Source organism: Pseudomonas sp. E6002 (assembly GCF_013385565.1).
Classification (GTDB): domain Bacteria; phylum Pseudomonadota; class Gammaproteobacteria; order Pseudomonadales; family Pseudomonadaceae; genus Aquipseudomonas.
In genome coordinates, this window is sequence record NZ_JACAPT010000010.1 from 152,345 (window position 1) to 174,559 (window position 22,215).

A 22,215-nucleotide genomic window follows, 5' to 3' on the forward strand; every position below is an offset into this window, starting at 1 on the left:
CTCATTTCCTCGGGTCGAATGCATCGCGAGCGGACTCGCCGATAAACACCAGCAGACTCAACATGATCGCCAGCACGGCAAACGCACTCATGCCCAGCCACGGCGCCTGCAGGTTGGATTTGCCCTGGGCCACCAGTTCACCCAGGGACGGCGAGCCGGCCGGCAGGCCGAAACCCAGGAAGTCCAGCGCGGTGAGGGTGCCGATCGCCCCGGTCAGGATGAACGGCATGAAGGTCATGGTGGAGACCATGGCGTTGGGCAGGATATGGCGGAACATGATCGCGCCGTTCTGCATCCCCAGCGCCCGGGCCGCCCGCACATATTCCAGGTTACGCCCGCGCAGGAACTCGGCGCGCACCACGTCCACCAGGCTCATCCAGGAAAACAGCAGCATGATCCCCAGCAGCCACCAGAAGTTGGGTTGCACGAAGCTGGCGAGGATGATCAACAGGTACAGCACCGGCAAGCCGGACCAGATCTCCAGGAAACGCTGGCCGGCCAGGTCGACCCAGCCACCGTAGAAGCCCTGCAACGCGCCGGCGATCACGCCGATGATCGAGCTGAGCACGGTGAGCGTCAGGGCAAACAGCACGGAAATCCTGAACCCGTAGATCACCCGCGCCAGCACATCGCGGCCCTGGTCATCGGTGCCCAGCAGGTTGTCCCGTGACGGCGGGGCGGGGGCCGGAACTTTCAGGTCGTAGTTGATGCTCTGGTAGCTGTACGGAATCGGCGCCCACAACGTCCACGCGTCCTTGGCCTTGAGCAGCTCCTGGATATACGGGCTCTTGTAGTTGGCTTCCAGCGGGAATTCGCCGCCGAAGGTGGTCTCGGGGTAGCGCTTGAGCGCCGGGAAATACCAGTCGCCGTCGTAGTGCACCGCCAGCGGCTTGTCGTTGGCGATCAGCTCGGCGCCCAGGCTCAGGCCGAACAGGATCAAAAACAGCCACAGCGACCACCAGCCACGCTTGTTGGCCTTGAAACGCTCGAACCGGCGACGATTGAGGGGGGATAGATTCATCTCAATGCTCCCGGCTGGCGAAGTCGATGCGCGGATCGACCAGGGTGTAGGTGAGGTCGCCGATCAGCTTCACCACCAATCCCAGCAGGGTGAAGATAAACAGGGTGCCGAACACCACCGGGTAGTCACGGTTGATCGCCGCTTCAAAGCTCATCAGGCCCAGGCCGTCGAGGGAGAAGATCACTTCCACCAGCAACGAGCCGGTGAAGAAAATGCCGATGAAGGCCGACGGGAAGCCGGCAATCACCAGCAGCATCGCGTTGCGAAACACATGGCCGTACAGCACGCGGTGGTTGGTCAGGCCCTTGGCCTTGGCGGTGACCACGTACTGCTTGTTGATCTCGTCGAGGAAGCTGTTTTTGGTGAGCAGGGTCATGGTGGCGAAGTTGCCGATCACCAGGGCGGTCACCGGCAGGGCAAGGTGCCAGAAGTAATCGAGGACCTTGCCGCCCCAGCTCAACTCATCAAAGTTGTTGGACGTGAGCCCGCGTAACGGAAACCAGTCGAAGTAACTGCCGCCGGCGAACACCACGATCAGCAGGATCGCAAACAGGAACGCCGGGATCGCGTAGCCGACGATGATCGCCGAGCTGGTCCAGACGTCGAAGTGGCTGCCGTGCCGCGTAGCCTTAGCGATCCCCAGGGGGATCGACACCAGGTACATGATCAGGGTGCTCCATAATCCGAGGGAGATGGACACCGGCATCTTTTCCTTGATCAGGTCGATGACCTTCGCATCGCGAAAGAAGCTGTCGCCAAAATCCAGCCGGGCGTAGTTCTTGACCATGATCCACAAGCGTTCCGGCGCCGACTTGTCAAAGCCGTACATCTTCTCGATTTCCTTCACCAGCGCCGGGTCCAGGCCCTGGGCGCCGCGGTAGCTGGAACCGGCCACCGAGACTTCGGCACCGCCCCCGGCAATCCGGCTGGTGGCGCCTTCAAAGCCTTCGAGCTTGGCGATCATCTGCTCCACCGGGCCACCCGGGGCGGCCTGGATGATCACAAAGTTGATCAGCAAAATGCCGAACAGGGTCGGGATGATCAGCAGCAGTCGACGAAAAATATAGGCCAGCATCTCAGTCGCCCCCGCTCGCCGGATCGGCGCTCTGGTTGGTGTCCACGGTTATCGCAGGTTTCACGTCGGGTTTGCTCCACCAGGTGGCGGTGCCGACGTCATACCGTGGCGAGACCTTCGGATGGCCGAGGTGGTCCCAATACGCCACGCGGAAGGTCTTGATGTGCCAGTTGGGGATCACGTAGTAGCCGAACTGCAGCACGCGGTCCAGGGCCTTGGCGTGGGCCACCAGGCTCTTGCGCGAGTCGGAGTCGATGAGTTCTTCCACCAACTGGTCGATGGCCGGGTCTTTCAGGCCGATGTAGTTGCGGCTGCCGGGCTTGTCGGCGCTGGATGACTTCCAGTACTCGCGCTGCTCGTTGCCCGGCGATGAGGATTGCGGGAAGCTGCCCACCACCATGTCGAAGTCCCGCGAACGGATGCGGTTGATGTACTGCGAGATGTCGACCCGGCGAATCACCAGGTCGATCCCCAGGTCTGCCAGGTTGCGCTTGAACGGCAACAGGATGCGTTCGAACTCGGTCTGTGCCAGCAGGAACTCGATGGTCACTGGCTTGCCGGTGGTGTCGACCATCTTGTCGTCGACGATCTTCCAGCCGGCCTCTTGCAGCAGTTGATAGGCCTCGCGCTGCTGGGTGCGGATCATGCCGCTGGCGTCGGTCTTCGATGGCTCGAAGGCTTCGGTAAACACCTGGGGCGGGATCTTGTCCCGCAGCGGTTCAAGAATCGCCAGCTCATCCGGGCCGGGCAGGCCGGTGGCGGCCATCTCGGAGTTTTCGAAATAACTGCGGCTGCGGGTGTAGGCGCCGTTGAACAGTTGCTTGTTGCTCCATTCAAAGTCCAGCAACAGGCTGATGGCCTTGCGCACCCGCACATCCTGGAACATCGGTTTGCGGGTGTTGAACACGAAGCCCTGCATGCCGGTGGGGTTGCCGTTGGGGATTTCTTCCTTTATCAGGCGGCCCTGGGTGACGGCGGGGGTGTTGTAGGCATTGGCCCAGTTTTTCGCGCTGATTTCCAGCCAGTAATCGAACTGCCCGGCCTTGAGGGCTTCGAGGGCCACGGTGTTGTCGCGGTAGTAATCGGTGACCCGGTTATCGAAGTTGTAGAAGCCCTTGTTGATCGGCAGGTCCTTGGCCCAGTAGTCCTTGACCCGCTCATAGCGGATCGAGCGCCCGGCCTTGACCTCGGCCACCTTGTACGGGCCGCTGCCCAGCGGAATCTCCAGGTTGCCCTTGGAGAAGTCGCGGCCCTCCCAGTAATGCTTGGGCAACACTGTCAGTTGCCCAAGGATCAGCGGCAGTTCGCGGTTGTTGGTGCGCTTGAACTTGAACAGCACCCGCAGCGGGTCTTCGGCGATCACTTCGTCGACATCCGCGTAGTAGGTCTTGAAGATCGGCGAGCCGTCCTTCATCAGCGTCTGGAAGCTGAACACCACGTCTTCGGCACGGATCGGGTGGCCGTCGTGGAAGCGCGCTTCGGGGCGGATGTAGAAGCGCACCCAGCTGTTGTCCGGGGCCTTTTCGATCTTGCCGGCCACCAGCCCGTATTCGGTGATGGGTTCGTCCAGGCTTTGCTGGGCGAGGGTGTCGTAGATCAGGCCGATATCATCTGCCGGCACGCCCTTGCTGATGAATGGGTTGAGGCTGTCGAAGCTGCCCATGCTGGATACGCGGAAGGTACCACCCTTGGGGGCATCCGGATTTACGTAGTCGACGTGTTTGAAATCGGCGGGGTACTTGGGCGGTTCGTTGTAGAGGGTCAGGGCATGTTGCGGGGCCGCATTGGCCGCGGCGCAAAACAGCAGGCTGCCAAGGATCGCAGTACGCAAAGGTATCATTGGGCTTTCTCCGAAGCTTTCAGCCACCATGCGCTCAGGCCCAGGCTGTAGGGCGGCGTGGTGACGAAGGCGAACCGGTTGCGGTACGCCAGGCGATGATAGTTGAGGTACCAGTTGGGAATACTGTAGTGCTGCCACAGCAGGACGCGGTCCAGCGCCCGGCCGGCGGCCAACTGTTCTTCACGGGTTTGCGCGGCCAGCAGTTGGTCCAGCAGGTGGTCGACCACCGGGTTGGCGATGCCTGCGTAATTCTTGCTGCCCTTGATCCCCGCCTGGCTGGAGTGGAAATACTGCCACTGCTCAAGGCCGGGGCTGAGGGTCTGGTTGAGGGTCATCAGAATCATGTCGAAGTCGAACTGATCGAGGCGTTGTTTGTACTGTGCGCGGTCTACCGTGCGCAAGCGGGCATCGACGCCGATGCTTGTCAGATTCTCGACATAGGGCTGCAGGATGCGCTCCAGGTTCGGGTTCACCAGCAGAATCTCCAGCCTCAGCGGCTGCCCGTCACTGTTGAGCAAGCGTTGCCCGGACAGCTTCCAGCCGGCGTCCGCCAACAATGCGAGGGCGCGGCGCATCGTGTCGCGAGGAATGCCACGACCGTCGGTCTGGGGCAGGCTGAATGGCTGGGTAAACAGGTTGGCCGGCAGTTGGTCGCGATAGGGCGACAGCATCAGCCACTCATGACCGGTCGGCACGCCGGTGGCGGAGAATTCGCTGTTGGGGTAATAGCTGAGGCTGCGTTTATAGGCGCCGCTGAACAGGGTGCGGTTGGTCCACTCGAAATCGAACATCAGCCCCAACGCTTCGCGGACCTTGGCCTGGCTGAAGGCCGGGCGCCGGCTGTTCATGAACAGGCCCTGGCTCTGGGTCGGTATCTGGTGGGCGATCTGCGCCTTGATCACATCGCCGCGGTTGACCGCCGGGAAGTTGTAGCCGTTGGCCCAGTTCTTCGCCTGGTGCTCGATATAGATATCGAACTCGCCGGCCTTGAACGCTTCGAAGGCCACGTCGCTGTCGCGGTAGAACTCCACCTCGACCTTGTCGTAGTTATACAAACCACGGTTGACCGCCAGGTCCTTGCCCCAGTAATCCTTGACCCGCTCGAACACCAGTTGTCGCCCGGGGCTGACCTTGCTGATGCGGTAAGGCCCACTGCCCAGCGGCGGCTCGAAGGTGGTGGCCTTGAAATCGCGGTTTTTCCAGTAATGCTGGGGCAATACCGGTAGCTCGCCCAGGCGCAGGATCAGCAACGGGTTGCCGGCGCGCTTGAACACAAAACGAATGCGATGCCGGTTAAGAATGTCGACCCGGGCCACTTCCTGCAGGTTGGTGCGGTACTGCGGGTGACCTTCGGTCAGCAGCGTGCGATAGGAAAACGCCACGTCGTAGGCGGTGATCGGCTTGCCATCGTGGAAGCGTGCTTCAGGGCGCAGGTTGAACACCACCCAGCTGCGGTCCTCGCTGTATTCCACCGATTGGGCAATCAGGCCGTAGCTGGAAGTCGGTTCATCGCCGGACGGGGCATATTGGCCGGTGCCGACCATCAACGGCTCATTGAGCTCGTTGACGCCATATTGCAGGAAATTGGCGGTGGAAACCGGGCTGGAACCCTTGAAGGTATAAGGGTTGAGGGTGTCGAACGTGCCAAACGCCATGACCCGCAAGGTGCCGCCCTTGGGCGCTGCGGGGTTTACCCAGTCGAAGTGGGTGAATTTGGCCGGGTACTTGAGCGTGCCGAACTGCGCATAACCGTGGCTCTCGGTAATGGTCGCGTTCGCGGAAAAGCTCAAGGCCAGACTTATTAGTAGAAGGAGGGGACGCTTCAAGTCAGGGATCCGATCCAGGCGGCTTGGGCTTTATGAACCGTACAGTAACAGCTTGTTCCGATTGGAAAAAGGCTGGCGCCGCAGGAGGGAGACTACAGGCTTGGATGGGGGTTGGCAGGGTGAAGAACAAAGGGGGAGCTGTTGCCAGTTCCCCCTCGTGTTTGCTGCTTAGCGCGGCCCGGAAACCACCAGCATCTGCCCAGGTTTCAGGGCCTGGCCAGTGCGTGGGTTCCAGCGCTTGAGATGTTGCATCTCGACGTTGAAGCGCTTGGCGACGATGTACAGCGAATCGCCTTTCTTGACCTTGTACTGCACCGGCTTCTTGCTGTCGGCCTTGGCCACCAGCTTGCGGGTGTCCTGCATCACCAGGGTCTGGCCGACCTTGAGCGCCTGCCCGTTGAGCTTGTTCCAGCGCTGCAGGTCATGTACATCGACCTTGTTGGCCTTGGCGATCAGCGTCAGGTTGTCGCCGCTGCGCACCTTGTAGTTGCGGGTGCGACCGGCAATGGCCTTGTGCTCAACGTCGTCGAACACCGGCTTTTTCGGGCGCATGCTCAGCAATTCTTCGGGCTTCATCGCCGAAAGGCTGCTGGCCAGCAACTGCGCCTTGGACGTCGGCACCAGCAAATGCTGCGGGCCGTCCAGGGTGGTGCGCTGTTTCAAGGCAGGGTTGAGCTGGAACAGTTCGTCTTCGTCAATCTCGGCCAGCGCGGCGACCCGTGACAGGTCCATGCTGGTTTTGATTTCTACCACTTCGAAGTACGGCGTGTTGGCGATCGGGTTCAGGTTGACGCCATACGCCTCGGGGGCCAGCACCACCTGGGACAGCGCCAGGAACTTGGGCACGTAGTCCTTGGTTTCCTGGGGCAGTGGCAGGTTCCAGTAGTCCGTCGGCAAGCCGAGCTTCTCGTTACGCTCGATGGCCCGGCTGACCGTGCCCTCACCGGCGTTGTAAGCCGCCAGGGCCAGCAACCAGTCGCCGTTGAACATGTCATGCAGGCGAGTCAGGTAGTCCAGGGCTGCGGTGGTGGAGGCGGTGATGTCGCGGCGGCCGTCGTAGGCGCGGGTCTGGCGCAGGTTGAAATAGCGCCCGGTGGCGGGAACGAACTGCCACAGGCCGACCGCATCGCTGCGGGAATAGGCCATTGGGTTGTAGGCACTTTCAATCACTGGCAGCAGCGCCAGCTCCAGGGGCATGTTGCGTTCTTCAAGGCGTTCGACGATGTAATGAATATAGAGGCTGCCGCGTTCGCCGGCGTTCTCGAGGAAGGATGGGTTGCTGGCAAACCACAATCGTTGCTGTTCAATGCGCGGGTTGACGCCTAACCCGTCCTGCAATTGAAAGCCCCGGCGCATGCGTTCCCAGACATCCTGGGGCACTTCCGGGCTTGGCTTCTCTGATAGCCAAAGGGGTTTTTGCTTGATCTTGGCGGTAAGGTTTGGCTTGGGTTGCACGGTGGATTGTGCGGCAAAATGGGTCGATTGGCAGCCCGCCAGAGTAGCGGACACAGCCACCGCCACGGCTTGAGCCAGGCGGGTCAATGCGTCTGAATGGTTGGTTTTACGAATAGATGACGACATTGGCTGGAAGTAAGTTCCGGGCAAAAATGTCGGGCGATTCTAGAAAGCGCGTGGGTTGCGGTCAACCATTCAGAAATTACGTACTAAATTCCACGCGCTTAGAACGTATCTTTCCACGACCTCAAGCTAGCAAACACCTCACTCCCGGCCCGGTTATCGAGGCCATTCCGTTCGTCCGCTTTTTCTTTAACGGATGTTTCAGAGGTCCGCAGAAAAGGGTTGGTGCGTTTTTCCAGGGCCAAAGTCGAAGGCAATGTTATCTGGCCGTTCGCCCGCAGTTGCCGCACGTTCTCCACCCGTTCGGCGATATCCGCGTTATGCGGTTCCACGGCCTGGGCGAATTTCAGGTTACTTTGTGTGTATTCGTGGGTGCAGTACACCAGCGTGTTGGCCGGCAAGGCCGCCAGGCGCTCCAGTGAGGTGTGCATTTGCTGCGGGGTGCCTTCGAACAGGCGGCCACAACCGGCGGCGAAGAGGGTGTCGCCACAGAACAGCACGCCCTCGTGATAAAAGGCGATGTGCCCCAGGGTATGGCCGGGTACGGCAAACACCTCGAAGTCCCAACCCAGCACGTTGATGCGGTCGTTATCCTGGAGTGCCACGTCCCGCGCCGGGATCTTTTCATTTGCCGGGCCGTAGACCGTGGCGCCTGAAACACTTTTAAGTTGCTCGACGCCGCCGACATGATCATGGTGATGGTGCGTCACCAGGATGTCGCTGAGGGTCCACTCGGGATGCTGCTGGAGCCAGGCCAGCACGGGCGCGGCATCACCGGGATCGACCACCGCGCAGCGCTTGTTCGGCTGATCCTGTAACAACCAGATGTAGTTATCGGTGAAGGCGGGCAGGGCACTGATCTGTATCATTCTTTGATTCGCCAAGCTGAACACATTGGTGCATCTTAGAGCTTCTTGGCGCGTTGGAGAATGCAATGACTGATAAAGCGTTCGCCCAGGCCGATCCCGAGTGGCTGGCACTGATCAGTGCCGCCCGTGAATGGCTGTCCGGGCCTGTCGGGCAATTTTTACTGGATGAAGAACGGCGCATGCTCGAAGACGAGCTGGGTCGGTTCTTTGGTGGTTACCTGGTGCATTACGGGCCGTCGGCACAAACCCCGCCGTCGGCACCCCAGGTGCAACGCAATGTGCGCCTGGGGGCGCCGCTGCCGGGGGTTGAAATCGTCTGCGAGGAGCAGGCCTGGCCGTTGAGCGAGCATGCGGCCGATGTGGTGGTGATGCAGCATGGCCTGGATTTCTGCCTGTCGCCCCACGGTTTGCTGCGCGAAGCTGCCAGCAGCGTGCGCCCTGGTGGCCATTTGCTGATCATTGGCATCAACCCCTGGAGCAGTTGGGGCTTGCGCCATGTGTTCGCCCATGACGGGCTGCGCCAGGCGCGCTGCATCTCGCCGTCGCGAGTCGGCGACTGGTTGAACCTGCTGGGCTTTGCGCTGGAGAAACGCCGCTTCGGGTGCTATCGTCCGCCGCTTGCGTCTGCCAAGTGGCAAGGCCGGCTGGCCGGCTGGGAACGCAGGGCCGGTGCCTGGCAATTGTCCGGCGGGGGTTTCTACCTGTTGGTGGCGCGCAAGATCGTCGTTGGCCTGCGCCCGGTGCGCCAGGTGCGTCGCGAGCCAATGGGCAAGCTGGTGCCGATGCCGATGGCCAAGGTCAATCGCAAGCAGAGCGAACAGTAAACATACCTTTTTGATTTCAGGTCGAGCCTCTCGACCTCGGGCACTTGTCGGTCGATTATCGGCAACCCGCTTTGATGGATCCCGCTTTAATGGACAGTGAAATGACCGATACCGTAGAACTCTTCACCGATGGCGCCTGCAAGGGCAACCCCGGCCCCGGCGGATGGGGCGCCTTGCTGGTGTGCAAGGGCGTGGAGAAGGAACTGTGGGGCGGCGAAGCCAACACCACCAACAACCGTATGGAACTGATGGGCGCGATCCGTGGCCTGGAAGAGCTCAAGCGCCGTTGCGACGTATTGCTGGTGACCGACTCCCAGTACGTGATGAAGGGCATCAACGAGTGGATGGTCAACTGGAAGAAGCGCGGCTGGAAGACTGCGGCCAAGGAGCCGGTGAAAAACGCCGACCTGTGGCAATTGCTCGATGAGCAATGCAATCGCCACAACATCACCTGGAAATGGGTGCGCGGGCACATCGGCCATCCCGGCAACGAGCGGGCCGACCAACTGGCCAACCGCGGTGTGGATGAAGTGCGCGGCTACAAACAGAGCTGATGCCGGTTGACGTGTTAAGATCCCGCCCTTTGAAATGTACCAAACCGTTGAGAGCTGAACCCTGATGGCCATCCGATCTGTTGTACTCGATACCGAAACCACCGGCATGCCGGTGACCGACGGCCACCGGATCATTGAAATCGGCTGTGTCGAACTGATGGGCCGCCGCCTCACCGGCCGGCACTTTCACGTCTACCTGCAACCGGACCGGGAAAGTGACGAAGGCGCCATCGGCGTCCACGGCATCACCAACGAATTCCTGGTGGGCAAGCCACGGTTTGCCGAAGTGGCGGATGAGTTCTTTGAGTTCATCAACGGCGCGCAACTGATCATCCATAACGCGGCGTTCGACGTTGGCTTCATCAACAACGAATTCGCGCTGATGGGGCAGACCGACCGGGCTGATATCACCCGGCACTGCTCGATCCTCGACACCTTGATGATGGCGCGTGAGCGTCACCCGGGCCAGCGCAACAGCCTCGATGCGTTGTGCAAACGCTATGGCGTCGACAACTCCGGCCGTGAACTCCACGGCGCGTTGCTCGACTCCGAGATTCTCGCCGACGTCTACCTGACCATGACCGGTGGCCAGACCAGCCTGTCCCTGGCCGGTAATGCCTCGGACGGCAATGGTTCGGCGGAAGGCTCGGGCAATCGTCCTTCGGAAATCCGCCGCCTGCCAGCGGATCGCCAGCCCACCACGATCATTCGTGCCAGCGAGCAGGACATGGCCGAGCATGCAGCGCGCCTCGAGGCGATCGCCAAGTCTGCCGGCGCACCCGCGTTGTGGACCCAATTGACCCAGCAATAACCGTCACCCCAGCGCCAGCCCCTGGCTGGCCCTGATCAGGTCATATGCCTTGCGTGCAATCGGGTTCGCCGTGTTCGGACGGATCCACAGGTAGTACGTGACCTCCGGCATCCTCGGCAATCCATCGTTTTCCCCCAATACCCGCATATCCGGCCCGAGCATCTCCATGCTCCGTGGGGTCACGCCGAGCCCTGCGCGGGTTGCCGCCTTGATACCGATCAGGTTCGATGCCAGGTACGCCTGGCGCCACGGGATATTCGCCCGTTCCAGCGCCTCAAGGGCGTAGCGCCGATAAATGCTCGGCTCATCCACCAGAATCAATGGCAGCGGCTCGCTTGGCGAGTGAATGTATTGCGCCGAACAAATCCACCACACCGGCGAGGTGCGCAGCGCAAAACCCTCCAGGTTGGCATCGGCGCGGGTGGAAATCACCATGTCGACCTTGCCCCGGTGCAGGTCATCCATCAGGAACGGGCTGCGCCCGACGTCGATCTCCAGGCGCAGGCGCGGTGCCGAGCGGGCGATGTGGCTGAGGATCGGCGGCAGGATGGTGTCGGCGATGTCGTGGGGCGAGCCGATACGCAGTACGCCGCTCAGGCTGCTTTCCCGCAAGGAATTGAGTGCATCGTCATTCAGCGAGAGCATCTGCCGCGCATGCCGCAACAGCTGCATCCCGGGTTCTGTCAGTTGTTTTTGCCGGCCACGTTTTTCAAACAGGCTGACGCCCACTTGTTGTTCCAGACGCTGCATATGCTGGGTGACGGAAGATTGTGTGCGTGCCAGGTGAGTGCCGGCTTCGGCAAAGCTGTGGTGGTCGACCACGGCGATAAAGGTGCGGAGCAGTTCAAGATCGAGGGTCGACATGGCCATTCCAGGGCGTTTTTATATCAAGGGTGCGAAGATAAACATTACAGATGTTTATGTTTTGTCGCGCCGGGTTTTTACGAGGGCTAATGAATTCGAGTATATGGCCAAAAGTCAGCGCGTCCATATACGGGAAGTTATAACGATATTAGATATTTGAATTTCCGTTAGCCCGGCACTCTCCCTAGCATGCCCCCACATCAGGTCGGGGTACGCCGATCGCTAATGAGGGGAGTTCCATGGGGTTTTTGCGCGCGGCGGTAAAACGAAGGTTGCCTGTGGTCCTGGGCGCGTTGATCGCCCTGGGCGGCAGCGCAGTGGCTCAGGCCGATGCGACCCTGGACAAGATCCAGCAGCGCCATGTGCTGGTGGTCGGCGTGCTGCTGTCTGGCGGGCCGTTTGGCGGCATCGACCCCACCACCCAGAAGCCCAGGGGCTTGAACGTCGACCTGGCCAACGAGCTGGGCCGTCAGTTGGGCGCCGAGGTGCAGCTGGTGCCGGTATTGCCGGCCAACCGTGTGCAGTTCCTGCAACAGGGCAAGGTCGACCTGCTGATCGCCAATATGGAATGGACCGCCGAGCGTGGCGAGATCCTCGGGTTCGTGCCGACGCCGTTCTACAAGATCGGCGGCACTGCTGTCGTACTCAAGGACAGCAAGATCACCCGCTGGGAAGATCTCAAGGACCAGCCGGTGTGCACCTCCCAGGGCAGCAGCTACGTCAAGCCGCTGACCGAACTGGGCGCGCAGATCAAGGCCTTCAAGAGCTCGTCGGAATCCCTGCTGGCCCTGCGCGGCAACAACTGCGTCGCTGCGGTGCATGACTCCACCCTGGTCAACCCGCTGATCAACGACAGCGCCGAATGGAAGGATTATCGCACCCTCAGTCCCGAGTTGAACCCTGCGCCATCGGTGATCTGGACCCGCCGTGGCGAGAGCGACACCCAGGCCAAACTCGACCCCATCGTCAAGGAACTGCACCGCAGCGGCTGGCTGATCGAAGCCCAGACCCGCAACCACATCACCCCGGCGTCCCCGGCGCTGGTGGAGTTGCAGAAACAGTTCAAGGGCGCCTGACACATGACATTGAGAACCCTGACTGCCTTGGGCCTGGCACTGTGCGCCAGCCTGGTCCACGCCGACGCCACCCTCGACAAGATCCAGCAACGCCACGCCATCAGCGTCGGCGTGATCCTCAGCGGTCCGCCGTTCGGCACCATCGACCCCAAGACCGGCGAACACCTGGGCTACAACGTCGAACTGGCCAAGGGCCTGGGCCAGGCGCTGGGTGTGGAGACCAGGACCGTTTCGGTACTGGCGCCCAACCGCGTGCAGTTCCTGCAACAGGGCAAGGTCGACGTGCTGATCGCCAACATGCAGTACACCGACGAACGCGCCGAGATTCTCGACTACGTGCCCACGCCCTATGAAGAGGTCGGCGGCGCGGCGTTGATCCGCAAAGGCGCCGGCATCACCCAGTGGGCCGACCTCAAGGACAAGCCGGTGTGCGTGTCCCAGGGCAGCAACTTCATCAAGCCGTTGCAGGAAACCTACGGCGCGCAGATCAAGGCGTTCCGCAGCCAGTCCGAATCCCTGCTGTCGTTGCGCGGCAATGGCTGCGTGGCGGCGGTGCACGTCAGCCCGACCATGCATGCGCTGCTGGAGGATGCCGAATGGTCCGGCTACGAGATCCCGTTGCCGGGGGATTTGATCCCGTCCAAATCCGTGATCTGGATCCGCAAAGGCGAACACGACACCCAGGCCAGGCTCGACGCCATCGTGCGCGACTGGCATCGCAGCGGCTGGTTGATCGCCCTCGGCGAACGTACCGGCATGGCTCCGTCCCAAGCCCTGCGTGATCTGCACGAGCAGTACAGCCATGAGTGAAGCGCTATTCGCCACCCTGCAACAACTGCTCGGCGCCGCCCATGTGCAGCGCAGCGAAGACGCCGCTCAGTACCTGACCGACAAACAGGGCCGCTACACCGGCCAGGTAATCGCCGTGGTGCACCCGGCCAACACCGAGGAAGTGGCCGCCGTGGTGCGTGCGTGTGTCGCCCTGGAAGCGCCCATCGTGGTCCAGGGCGGCAACACCGGCCTGATGGCGGGTGCCACACCGGATGCCAGCGGCCGCGCGGTATTGTTGCTGCTCGACCGCATGAACCGGGTGCGCGTGATCGATACCGACAACGACACCCTGACCGTCGAAGCCGGCTGCATCCTGCAAAACATCCAGGACGTGGCCCGTGAAGCCGGTCGCCTGTTTCCATTGAGTCTGGGCGCCGAAGGCAGTTGCACCATCGGCGGCAACCTTGGCACCAATGCAGGCGGCACCGCCGTGCTGCGTTATGGCAACACCCGCGAGTTGACCCTGGGCCTGGAAGTGGTGACCGCCGAAGGCGAAATCTGGAATGGCCTGCGAGGGTTGCGCAAGGACAACACCGGCTACGACCTGCGGGATTTGTACGTGGGCAGCGAAGGTACCCTCGGGATTATCACCGCCGCGACCCTGAAGCTGTTCCCGCTGCCCAAGGCCCAGGCGACAGCGCTGCTGGCGTTTGACGAGTTGGCCCAGGCGGTGGCGTTCCTGTCCCATGCCCGCGCCGGTTTTGGTGCAAACCTCACTGCATTCGAATTGCTCAGCGCCGATTGCCTGGCGTTGCTGCGCGAGCAATTTCCCGAGGGCCCGCAACCGTTTTTCAACGCCAGCCAACCCTGGTTTGCCTTGCTGGAGCTGTCGGATAACCACGGTGAAACCCACGCCCGCGAAGCCTTCGAAACGGTCCTCGGTGAAGCCTTCGAACAGTCACTGCTGGCCGACGCACTGATCGCCGAAAGCCTGGCGCAAAGCGAAGCGCTATGGCTGCTGCGGGAGAACATGAGCGAAGCGCAGAAGCGTGCCGGACGCAATATGAAGCACGATATCTCGGTGCCCATTTCGCAAATCGTCGCCTTCGTCGCCCATACCGATGCGCTGTTGCAGACGCATTTCCCCGGTGTTCGCAACTTCACGTTCGGGCACCTGGGGGACGGCAACCTGCATTACAACGTCGCCCATCCGCTGGATTCAACGGTTGACGAGCACATGCGCAACTACGCCGAATTGAGCTTGCTGGTACACGACAGCGCCCACGCCCACGGCGGCTCCATCAGCGCCGAACACGGGATTGGCCAGCGCAAGGTCGGCCTGCTGGGCCGCTACAAAAGCCCGGTGGAACTGGACCTGATGCGCCGCATCAAGCGGGCCCTCGACCCGAAAAACCTGCTCAATCCCGGCAAAGTCCTGGAGGTACAGCCATGACCGTTCACCTGTCCAAGCGGGTGCAGCGCGTGTCGCTGTCGGCCAATGCGGCGGCCAAATCCCGCGCCACGGAACTGCGTGACGCCGGGCGCGACATCCTGGACCTGACCACCGGCGAGCCGGATTTCGATACCCCGGAGCACATCAAGCAAGCCGCCTGCGCAGCCATTGCTGCGGGCGCCACCAAGTACACGCCGACACCCGGGGTAAAAGCCTTGCGCGTGGCCGTGCAGCGAAAACTGGCCGAAGAAAACCATCTGGACTATTCGCTGCCGAATATCGTGATCGCCAACGGCGCGAAACAAATCATCTTCAACGCCTTCGCCGCAACCCTCGACGAAGGCGATCAAGTGCTGGTGCCGACGCCTTACTGGCCGTCGTTCCCCGACAGCGTGCGCTTCAACGGTGGCGAGCCGGTTTTTATCGAGTGCGGGCTGGAGCAGGGTTGCAAACTGCTGCCCGCCCAGCTGGAGCAACACATCAATCAACGCACGCGCTGGCTGATCCTTAACGGCCCGGGCAACCCGAGCGGTGCGGTGTATGGCGAGGCTGAACTGCATGCGCTGGCCGAGGTGCTGCGTCGCCATCCCCAGGTGCTGGTGCTGCTGGATGAACTCTACGAACACATCCGCTTCGACGGCCGCCCGGCCCAGAGCCTGCTGAACGTCGCGCCGGATTTGCAGGACCGTTGCCTGCTGGTGGGCGGCGTGTCCAAGACCTACGCCATGACGGGCTGGCGCATCGGTTTCGGCGCCGGGCCGCAGGCCTTGACCCATGCAATGGCGGTTGTTCAGTCGCAATCCACCTCCGGTGCTTCCTCCGTGGGCCAGGCTGCTGCATTGGCGGCATTCACCGGCGGACTGGGCTTTTTGGCCGAGCAGGTAGCGGCCTATCAGCTGCGCCGGGACCTGTTGATGATGGCCCTCGGCACCGTCGAGGGCCTGGAAGTACTCGAACCTCAGGGCGGCTTTTTCGTGTTCGTGCGTTGCGCCGGGTTGCTTGGTCGCTATCGCCCGGACGGTCAGCGCCTGGACGATGATGGCGATGTCGTCGCGTACTTGCTGGAGGAGGGCGTCGCCGGAGTAGCGGGCAGTGCCTACGGCCTGTCGCCGTGGTTTCGCCTGTCCATCGCCACCGCGACCGACAGCGTGGCCGAGGCCGGCCGCCGTATCGCTGTCGCCTGCGGCAAGCTGCGGGGCGTCGAATGAGTCATTGGCTGGAGCTTTTTGTGCACTGGGCCGCCGGTATCGGCCTCAACTACAGCTTCCTGCTGGATGCCTATCAGCGCGGCACCCTGGAGCAGGGCGCGCTGACCACGGTGCTGTTGTGCCTGTTCACCATCGTCGGCAGCCTGCTGGCCGGGATCAGCCTGGCAGCGCTGCTGACTTCCGGCAACCCGTGGCTGGCCAAACCGGCGCGGGTGTTTATCGAAGTCACCCGCAACACGCCGACCCTGGTGCAGCTGTACTGCGCATTCCTGGTGTTGAACATGCTGCTGACCCAGGCCGTCGGCGCGGCCAACCCGCTGACGCCGTTTGCCTGGGTGGTGATCGTGATTTCGCTGCACAAGGGCGCGTTCCACGCCGAAGCCCTGCGCGCCGGCATCGAGGCGGTGCCCGCCGTGACCCTGGAAGCCGCCAGCTCCCTGGCCTTCAGCAGCCGGCAATTGCTGTGGAATGTGCAGTTGCCGTTGGCCCTGCGTTTCGCGCTGCCGTCGCTGATCAACAACCTGATCGACCTGGTGAAAATGACCGCCGTGGCCTCGGCCATCGCCGTGGGCGATATCACCTACGCCTCGATCATGATCTGGACCCAGAGCGACAACGTGCTGGAGCTGATGATTCTGATCCTGAGCTTTTTCGGCTTGCTGAGTTTTACCGTCAATTGTGTGGGGCGCTGGCTGGAAGCGCGCCTGAGGATGCCCGGCTATGGCCATTGATTCATTCCCGGTGCTGTCGGCGTTGCTGCAATGGTCGCCGGCGCTGGTGACTGGTTTCGGCCAGAACATCCTGATCAGCCTGGTGGCGATTGGTCTCGGCTCGCTGCTGGGCCTGATGGTGGGCGCGTTGGCCCTGTCGCCGTTGCGCCTGCTGCGGTTGCCCGCGCGGATCTGGGTGCAGGTTTTCCGCAATGCACCGTGGCTGGTGCTGATCTATTTCACCACCTACGTGTTCCCGTTCGAGATCCATATCGGCAGCAGCTACGTGTCGTTCCCGGACTGGGTCAAGGTGACGATTGGCCTGGCATTGCCGGCCAGCGCCAACGTGGCGGAGATCTTTCGCGGCGCCATCGGCTCGATCCCCAGCACCCAATGGGAAGCGGCGCGCTCGCTGGCATTTACCCGCGGCCAGATATTCAGCTCGATCATTCTGCCCCAGTGCTTCAAGCGCATGTTGCCGCCGTGGATGAACCTCTACGCGGTGGTCACCATGGGCACCGCCCTGGCGTCGCTGGTGGGCGTGCACGACGTGATCGATACCGCACAGATCGCCAGCAACACCGTGAACATGACCGGCTTTACCGTGGTGATCTACCTCAGCCTGTTGGTCCTGTTCTTCGCCTACTGCTACCCGATTTCCCGTTTGACCCAACGCCTGGAGCGCCGTTATGCCTTCTATTGAACCCCTGGTCAGCCTGCGGGATTTGCAGCTGTCGTTCGGTGACAACCGGGTGCTCAAGGGCATCGACCTCGACGTGCATCGCGGCCAGGCGGTGTCGATCATCGGCCCGTCGGGCTCGGGCAAGTCGACCATCCTGCGTTGCATCACCGGCCTGTTGCAGCCTCAGCGCGGCACCATTCGCGTGGGCGAAACCCGGGTCGATACGCTGACCCAGGAAGCCCAGCGCATCGAGTTGCGCAAGCGTGTGGGTTTTGTATTCCAGCAATACAACCTGTTCCCGCATTTGTCCGTGCTGGAAAACCTGGTGATCGCCCCGCGCAAGGTGCTCGGTCGCAACCGTGCCGATGCCGAGAAAGATGCCCGGGCGCTGTTGGCCAAGGTGCGCATGGAGCACAAGGCCGATGCCTATCCGGGCCAATTGTCCGGCGGCCAACAGCAGCGGGTGGCGATTGCCCGGGCGTTGGCGATGCGCCCCGAGCTGATCCTGTTCGATGAAGTGACCTCGGCCCTGGACCCGGAAACCGTCGGTGAAGTACTGACGGTGATTCGCGAGCTGACCGAAGAAGGCATGACCTGCGTGCTGGTGACCCACGAAATGCGCTTTGCCGAAGAGATCAGCGACATCGTCTATTTCACCGAAAACGGCGTGATCGTCGAGCACGGCAGCGCCGAGCAGATCTTCCAGCGCCCCACCAGTGAACGGACCCAGGAATTCCTGCGCCATGCCTTGGGCGATCCCGGCCGTCGGCCGCCGATCGCCAACGATCCGTACCTGTTGACCAACCTGAGCCGCTACACCCTGTCCGTCTAACAAGAGGAACCTCGTCATGAGTACCGCAAACCGTGCCGCCGTTATCGAAGACTTCCTGCAGCAGATCCGCGTCATCAACCAGCGTGGCGTAGACCGCGCGGCCCTGGTGGAAATCGTCGGGCTGCTGGAAACCCTGGCCGAGCGCCGGGACCTGTTCAACTTCAGCGAATTCCCCGCGCCGGTGCCGGGCCAGGGCAGTACCGCGTTCCGCTATCGCCTGAACGACGACGGCGACACGCCCACCCTGTACCTGAACTCGTTGCTGCCGGGCAAAAGCACCCTCCCGCACAACCACGAAACCTGGGCGATCATCAGTGCCGTTGAAGGCCAGGAAATCAACTACGTGTATGGCCGCAACGATGAAGGGCGTGAGGAAGGCTTCACCACCCTGACCCTTGAGAAAGAAGTCGTCGTGCAGCCGGGCACCTCTATCTCGTTCCTCGGTGAAGACCTGCACGGGATTCGCGTTGAGGGTGAGCAGGCGACCTTGCATTTCCACCTGTACGGCTTGCCGCTGGAATCCCTCAATGGCCGTTATGGCGTTGAAGCAGACGGCCGGATCCTCAACTACAACGCCTCGCAGATGGCGCCTTCAATCCGGGCCTATTCCTGAGCACAACACACATAAAAATGTGGGAGCGGGCTTGATCGCGAATGCGGGGGGTCAGTAACGCATTTATTGGCTGACACACCGCATTCGCGAGCAAGCCCGCTCCCACAATTGGATCAGCGTTCATCCAGGGTTTTTTATGATTGATCTGTATTACTGGCCTACGGGCAATGGCCTGAAAGTCGGTATCCTGCTGGAAGAGCTGGAGGCGGAGTACCGCCTGATTCCGGTCAACATCCGCGAAGGCGCGCAGAAGCAGGAAAGCTTCCAGCGCATCAGTGCGAATGGGCGGATTCCGGCGATTGTCGACCACAGCCTTGAAGCACCCCTGAGCCTGTTCGAGTCCGGGGCGATCCTGAACTACCTGGCGGACAAGGCCGGGCGCTTCCTGCCGCCCGCCGGTACCGCCGAGCGCCAGAAGGTCCAGGAATGGCTGTTCTGGCAGGTAGGGCATATCACCCCGTACCTGAGCCAGTTGCAGCTGTTCAAGGAGAAGGCCCCGGAACCGATTCCCTTTGCCCTGGACCTGCTGAACGCCGAAGCCACGCGCCTGTATCGGGTGCTGGAGCAGCGCCTGGCCGAGGTGCCGTATGTGGCGGGCGAATATTCGGTGGCCGACATGGCGATTTTCCCGTGGATCCAGCCCCTGCGCCAAGGCCAGGACCTGGCGGACTATCCGAACATCCAGGCCTGGCGTCTGCGCATCAAGGCGCGCCCGGCAGTCCAGCGGGCCTATGCCAAGGGCCGTGAAGTGGCCGCCGGCGAGCGTTCGCTGGCCTTGCAGTAACCCATCTATTTTTTGCGGGACTTCCATGAGCCAGACCATCACACCCGGGCAATTGCAACAATGGCTGTTTGACGGCCAGGAAATCGCCCTGTTCGACGTACGCGAGCACGGCCAATACGGCGAGGCCCACCTGTTTCACGGGGTGAACCTGCCCTATAGCCGCCTGGAACTGGAGGTGCAGCGCCTGGCACCGAATCCCCGGGTGCGCCTGGTGATCTACGACCAGGACGGCGGCGATGTGGCTGCGCGCACGGCACTGCGTTTGCAAGCGCTGGGCTACCGCCATGTGCATGTACTGGAAGGTGGTGCGAACGCTTGGCAGGCGGCGGGTTTGCAGTTGTTCGCCGGGGTGCATGTGCCGTCGAAAGCCTTTGGCGAATTGGTGGAAGAGGCCAGCCACACACCCCACGTCACCGCGCAGCAACTGGCGGACTGGCAGGCCACGGGCGAGCCGTTGGTGGTGCTGGACGGTCGGCCGTTCGATGAATACCGCAAGATGACCATTCCCGGTTCGATCTGCTGCCCCAATGGTGAGCTGGGCTACCGCGTGCACGACCTGGTGCCGGATGAAACCACGCCGATCGTGGTCAACTGCGCCGGGCGTACCCGCAGCATTATCGGCGCCCAGACGTTGATCAACCTCGGGGTGAAGAACCCGGTTTATGCCCTGGAAAACGGTACCCAGGGTTGGTACCTGGCGGACTTCAAGCTGGAGCATGGCAGCACTCGGCGTTATGCCGACCAGGTCTCGACGGATCTGGGCCAGCAGCGCGAGGCTGCCCGGCAGTTGGCGGAGCGGGCAGGGGTGGTCAGTGTCAAGGCGGAGCAGGTCCGGCAATGGGCGGCGGACCCGGCCCGTAGCCTGTTCCTGTGCGATGTGCGTACCGCTGAAGAATTTGCCGCCGGCAGTTTGCCGGGGGCGCAACACACGCCGGGCGGGCAGTTGATCCAGTCCACTGACCTGTACATCGGCGTGCGTCAGGCGCGGGTGGTGCTGTTGGACAGTGATGGTGTGCGTGCGCCGATTGTCGCCAGTTGGCTGCGGCAGTTGGGGCATGAGGCGTATGTGCTGGAGGGTGGCGTCCACAGTGGATTGGCGCTGGAGGTCAAGGAGGCCGTGCCCTTTGACGCGCTGCCGCTGATCTCGGTGCAGGCGCTGGCCGAGGCGCTGAAGGACGACACCGTGGACCTGGTGGACCTGCGCCCGAGCATGATCCATCGCAAGGGCCGGATTGTCGGTTCGCGCTGGTCGATTCGTTCGCGGTTGACCGCGGGTGGGCGTCCACTGGTGCTGCTGGCTGATGATCCGGCACTGGCCGCTTTTGCTGCGTTGGGCTTGGGCGGCGATGTGCGTTTGCTCGACGGCGGCTATGCCGCGTGGGTTGCGGCCGGTTTGCCGGTGATCGAGGATGCGCAAACGCCTCCGGACAACCAGTGCATCGACTTCCTGTTCTTCACCCACGACCGCCACAGCGGCAACAAGGACGCTGCCCGCCAATATCTCGCCTGGGAAATTGGCCTGTTGGCACAGATGAGCGAAGCGGAAATCGCCAGTCTCAAGCCGTTGTTGCCCGCGTCACGGGTGCGCACCCGGCTGATTCACGCGGCGCGAACCGAAGGCGGCAATGGTGGTCGGGCGGTGAACGTACCGATCACCCGCCTGAGCACCGTGCTGTTCGACAACCTGGCCCAGATGCGTGACGCCCGCTCCCGACGCGACAGTGAGCGGGTCCTGAGTTACGGCGCACGCGGCAATCCCACTGCTTTTGCCCTTGAAGACCTGGTCACCGAACTTGAGGGTGGCTATCGCACACGGCTGTATGGCACCGGGCTCGCCGCCGCGGCGCAGACGTTCCTGGCCTACCTGCGGCCCGGCGACCATGTGTTGATCACCGACGCCGTCTATTCGCCGGTGCGCAAACTGGCCCGGGAGTTCCTCCAGCCATTCGGCATCGAAGTCAGCTATTTCGCCCCGGACGGCAGCGGCCTGGAAGCGCAACTGCAGGCCAACACCAAAATGGTCTACGCCGAAGTGCCGGGTTCGCTGCTGTATGAGCTGTGTGACCTGCCCGCGCTAGCCGCACTGTGCAAGCCGCGGGGCATTCTGTTGGCGGTGGACAACACCTGGGGCTCGGCGTACCTGTACCGCCCGCTGGCGCTGGGTGCCGACATCTCGATCATGGCCTTGACCAAGTACCTTGGCGGCCACAGTGACGTGATGATGGGCAGCGTCTGCACCACCGAAGCGGCATGGCCGGCCCTGGCGAAAATGAGCGATACCTTTGGCAATGCAGTGAGTGCCGACGATGCCTACCTGATCCTGCGTGGCGCACGCACCCTGGCTTCCCGGCTGGACGTGCACGAGCGCCAGGCGTTGAAGATTGCCCAGTGGTTGCAGGCGCAGCCGCAGGTCAGGCGGGTGTTTCATCCGGCACTGGCGGAGCATCCTGGCCACGCGCTGTGGAAGCGTGACTTCAGCGGGAGCAACGGTTTGCTGTCCTTCGAACTCGACCGCGCGGATGCCGGCTACGTCGAACGGTTTATCGACGGCCTGCAGCTGTTTGGCCTGGGCGCATCCTGGGGCGGCTTTGAAAGCCTGGTGACCCTGGCCGATACACAGGATCGCCAGAGCGCCGCCGACCGTGGATTGAACCCGGTGGTGCGCCTGCATGTGGGGCTGGAGGATGTGGAGGCGTTGATCGAGGATCTGCAGCGCGGGTTCGTGGCGGCGGGGCGTTGAGCCTCGCACCATGACAATTTGCGTCCGCCCATAGGTGCCAATCGAACTTTGTGTTTAACTTCGGCACCTGAAATTCGTTTCACT

The 22,215-nt window shown here is 62.2% G+C and carries 20 protein-coding genes; 13 read left to right on the forward strand and 7 right to left on the reverse strand.

Features of this window, described 5'->3' with window-relative positions; all coding sequences use genetic code 11:
* Position 1 precedes the first annotated feature (1 nt).
* The 6 genes from HX815_RS10725 to gloB form a co-directional block, all read right to left on the reverse strand.
* Positions 2-1,021: an ABC transporter permease gene (locus HX815_RS10725; RefSeq protein WP_008435209.1), complete on the reverse strand. Its 1,020-nt coding sequence runs from the start codon at positions 1,019-1,021 to the stop codon at positions 2-4.
* 1 nt (position 1,022) lies between these two features.
* The gene (locus HX815_RS10730) at positions 1,023-2,096 is read right to left on the reverse strand and encodes a microcin C ABC transporter permease YejB (protein ID WP_008435207.1); all 1,074 of its coding nucleotides are present in this window, start codon (positions 2,094-2,096) and stop codon (positions 1,023-1,025) included.
* A 1-nt stretch (position 2,097) separates the two neighbouring features.
* Positions 2,098-3,936, reverse strand: coding sequence for an extracellular solute-binding protein (locus HX815_RS10735; RefSeq protein WP_134326414.1), 1,839 nt, complete (start codon positions 3,934-3,936; stop codon positions 2,098-2,100).
* Positions 3,933-5,762 carry an extracellular solute-binding protein gene (locus tag HX815_RS10740; RefSeq protein ID WP_008435204.1) on the reverse strand — a complete coding sequence of 610 codons (1,830 nt, stop codon included), beginning with the start codon at positions 5,760-5,762 and terminating at the stop codon, positions 3,933-3,935. The genes HX815_RS10735 and HX815_RS10740 overlap by 4 nt, the downstream gene beginning before the upstream one ends.
* A gap of 168 nt (positions 5,763-5,930) precedes the next feature.
* Positions 5,931-7,343, reverse strand: a complete 1,413-nt coding sequence (locus tag HX815_RS10745) for a lytic transglycosylase domain-containing protein (RefSeq protein WP_008435202.1) — start codon at positions 7,341-7,343, stop codon at positions 5,931-5,933.
* 98 nt (positions 7,344-7,441) lie between these two features.
* The gene (gloB, locus tag HX815_RS10750) at positions 7,442-8,209 is read right to left on the reverse strand and encodes a hydroxyacylglutathione hydrolase (RefSeq protein WP_177019987.1); all 768 of its coding nucleotides are present in this window, start codon (positions 8,207-8,209) and stop codon (positions 7,442-7,444) included.
* Positions 8,210-8,274: 65 nt separating this feature from the next.
* Here gloB and HX815_RS10755 point away from each other — a divergent pair, with 65 nt between their 5' ends.
* From HX815_RS10755 to dnaQ, 3 genes are all read left to right on the forward strand, one after another.
* Complete coding sequence (locus HX815_RS10755; protein ID WP_003207473.1) at positions 8,275-9,033, forward strand: class I SAM-dependent methyltransferase; 759 nt, start codon at positions 8,275-8,277, stop codon at positions 9,031-9,033.
* A 101-nt stretch (positions 9,034-9,134) separates the two neighbouring features.
* Positions 9,135-9,587 (forward strand): ribonuclease HI, encoded by a 453-nt coding sequence (rnhA, locus tag HX815_RS10760; RefSeq protein ID WP_003207474.1) that lies wholly within the window; start codon positions 9,135-9,137, stop codon positions 9,585-9,587.
* Between the two features lie 70 nt (positions 9,588-9,657).
* On the forward strand, positions 9,658-10,398 hold the full coding sequence (gene dnaQ, locus HX815_RS10765) for a DNA polymerase III subunit epsilon (protein ID WP_162835175.1): 741 nt from the start codon (positions 9,658-9,660) through the stop codon (positions 10,396-10,398).
* A 3-nt stretch (positions 10,399-10,401) separates the two neighbouring features.
* Here the strand turns inward: dnaQ and HX815_RS10770 are convergent, their stop codons facing one another.
* Positions 10,402-11,262, reverse strand: coding sequence for a LysR substrate-binding domain-containing protein (locus HX815_RS10770; protein WP_003207477.1), 861 nt, complete (start codon positions 11,260-11,262; stop codon positions 10,402-10,404).
* Positions 11,263-11,501: 239 nt separating this feature from the next.
* On the opposite strand from HX815_RS10770, the gene HX815_RS10775 reads away from it, so the two are divergent.
* The 10 genes from HX815_RS10775 (at position 11,502) to metC (ending at position 22,131) form a co-directional block, all read left to right on the forward strand.
* Positions 11,502-12,338 carry a transporter substrate-binding domain-containing protein gene (locus tag HX815_RS10775; RefSeq protein WP_177028181.1) on the forward strand — a complete coding sequence of 279 codons (837 nt, stop codon included), beginning with the start codon at positions 11,502-11,504 and terminating at the stop codon, positions 12,336-12,338.
* Between the two features lie 3 nt (positions 12,339-12,341).
* Positions 12,342-13,148 (forward strand): transporter substrate-binding domain-containing protein, encoded by an 807-nt coding sequence (locus tag HX815_RS10780; RefSeq protein ID WP_177028182.1) that lies wholly within the window; start codon positions 12,342-12,344, stop codon positions 13,146-13,148.
* Positions 13,141-14,562, forward strand: a complete 1,422-nt coding sequence (locus HX815_RS10785; protein WP_177021967.1) for an FAD-binding oxidoreductase — start codon at positions 13,141-13,143, stop codon at positions 14,560-14,562. Before HX815_RS10780 ends, HX815_RS10785 begins: the two co-directional genes overlap by 8 nt.
* Positions 14,559-15,770, forward strand: a complete 1,212-nt coding sequence (locus tag HX815_RS10790; protein ID WP_177028183.1) for an aminotransferase class I/II-fold pyridoxal phosphate-dependent enzyme — start codon at positions 14,559-14,561, stop codon at positions 15,768-15,770. The genes HX815_RS10785 and HX815_RS10790 overlap by 4 nt, the downstream gene beginning before the upstream one ends.
* Complete coding sequence (locus HX815_RS10795) at positions 15,767-16,501, forward strand: amino acid ABC transporter permease (protein WP_003207485.1); 735 nt, start codon at positions 15,767-15,769, stop codon at positions 16,499-16,501. The genes HX815_RS10790 and HX815_RS10795 overlap by 4 nt, the downstream gene beginning before the upstream one ends.
* Positions 16,491-17,183, forward strand: coding sequence for an amino acid ABC transporter permease (locus HX815_RS10800; RefSeq protein ID WP_003207487.1), 693 nt, complete (start codon positions 16,491-16,493; stop codon positions 17,181-17,183). Before HX815_RS10795 ends, HX815_RS10800 begins: the two co-directional genes overlap by 11 nt.
* The gene (locus HX815_RS10805; RefSeq protein ID WP_003207489.1) at positions 17,170-17,994 is read left to right on the forward strand and encodes an amino acid ABC transporter ATP-binding protein; all 825 of its coding nucleotides are present in this window, start codon (positions 17,170-17,172) and stop codon (positions 17,992-17,994) included. The genes HX815_RS10800 and HX815_RS10805 overlap by 14 nt, the downstream gene beginning before the upstream one ends.
* Positions 17,995-18,010: 16 nt before the next feature.
* Positions 18,011-18,607, forward strand: a complete 597-nt coding sequence (locus HX815_RS10810) for a cysteine dioxygenase (RefSeq protein ID WP_008435185.1) — start codon at positions 18,011-18,013, stop codon at positions 18,605-18,607.
* Positions 18,608-18,743: 136 nt separating this feature from the next.
* A complete protein-coding gene (locus HX815_RS10815) occupies positions 18,744-19,391 on the forward strand; it encodes a glutathione S-transferase family protein (protein ID WP_167665003.1) in 648 nt (215 codons plus the stop codon).
* Positions 19,392-19,416: 25 nt separating this feature from the next.
* Entirely contained in the window at positions 19,417-22,131 is a 2,715-nt protein-coding gene (metC, locus tag HX815_RS10820) for a cystathionine beta-lyase (protein WP_177028184.1), read from the forward strand.
* Positions 22,132-22,215: the final 84 nt, after the last annotated feature.

Excerpts from the sequence above, each read along its gene's own strand:
- HX815_RS10735 (WP_134326414.1), bottom strand. The coding sequence starts at position 3,936 with ATGATACCTTTGCGTACTGCGATCCTTGGCAGCCTGCTGTTTTGCGCC.
- HX815_RS10755 (WP_003207473.1), top strand. The coding sequence starts at position 8,275 with ATGACTGATAAAGCGTTCGCCCAGGCCGATCCCGAGTGGCTGGCACTG.
- HX815_RS10795 (WP_003207485.1), top strand. The coding sequence starts at position 15,767 with ATGAGTCATTGGCTGGAGCTTTTTGTGCACTGGGCCGCCGGTATCGGC.
- HX815_RS10775 (WP_177028181.1), top strand. The coding sequence starts at position 11,502 with ATGGGGTTTTTGCGCGCGGCGGTAAAACGAAGGTTGCCTGTGGTCCTG.
- HX815_RS10725 (WP_008435209.1), bottom strand. The coding sequence starts at position 1,021 with ATGAATCTATCCCCCCTCAATCGTCGCCGGTTCGAGCGTTTCAAGGCC.
- metC (WP_177028184.1), top strand. The coding sequence starts at position 19,417 with ATGAGCCAGACCATCACACCCGGGCAATTGCAACAATGGCTGTTTGAC.
- HX815_RS10785 (WP_177021967.1), top strand. The coding sequence starts at position 13,141 with ATGAGTGAAGCGCTATTCGCCACCCTGCAACAACTGCTCGGCGCCGCC.
- HX815_RS10745 (WP_008435202.1), bottom strand. The coding sequence starts at position 7,343 with ATGTCGTCATCTATTCGTAAAACCAACCATTCAGACGCATTGACCCGC.
- rnhA (WP_003207474.1), top strand. The coding sequence starts at position 9,135 with ATGACCGATACCGTAGAACTCTTCACCGATGGCGCCTGCAAGGGCAAC.
- HX815_RS10770 (WP_003207477.1), bottom strand. The coding sequence starts at position 11,262 with ATGTCGACCCTCGATCTTGAACTGCTCCGCACCTTTATCGCCGTGGTC.
- HX815_RS10810 (WP_008435185.1), top strand. The coding sequence starts at position 18,011 with ATGAGTACCGCAAACCGTGCCGCCGTTATCGAAGACTTCCTGCAGCAG.
- HX815_RS10815 (WP_167665003.1), top strand. The coding sequence starts at position 18,744 with ATGATTGATCTGTATTACTGGCCTACGGGCAATGGCCTGAAAGTCGGT.
- gloB (WP_177019987.1), bottom strand. The coding sequence starts at position 8,209 with ATGATACAGATCAGTGCCCTGCCCGCCTTCACCGATAACTACATCTGG.
- HX815_RS10790 (WP_177028183.1), top strand. The coding sequence starts at position 14,559 with ATGACCGTTCACCTGTCCAAGCGGGTGCAGCGCGTGTCGCTGTCGGCC.
- HX815_RS10730 (WP_008435207.1), bottom strand. The coding sequence starts at position 2,096 with ATGCTGGCCTATATTTTTCGTCGACTGCTGCTGATCATCCCGACCCTG.
- HX815_RS10805 (WP_003207489.1), top strand. The coding sequence starts at position 17,170 with ATGCCTTCTATTGAACCCCTGGTCAGCCTGCGGGATTTGCAGCTGTCG.
- HX815_RS10780 (WP_177028182.1), top strand. The coding sequence starts at position 12,342 with ATGACATTGAGAACCCTGACTGCCTTGGGCCTGGCACTGTGCGCCAGC.
- HX815_RS10800 (WP_003207487.1), top strand. The coding sequence starts at position 16,491 with ATGGCCATTGATTCATTCCCGGTGCTGTCGGCGTTGCTGCAATGGTCG.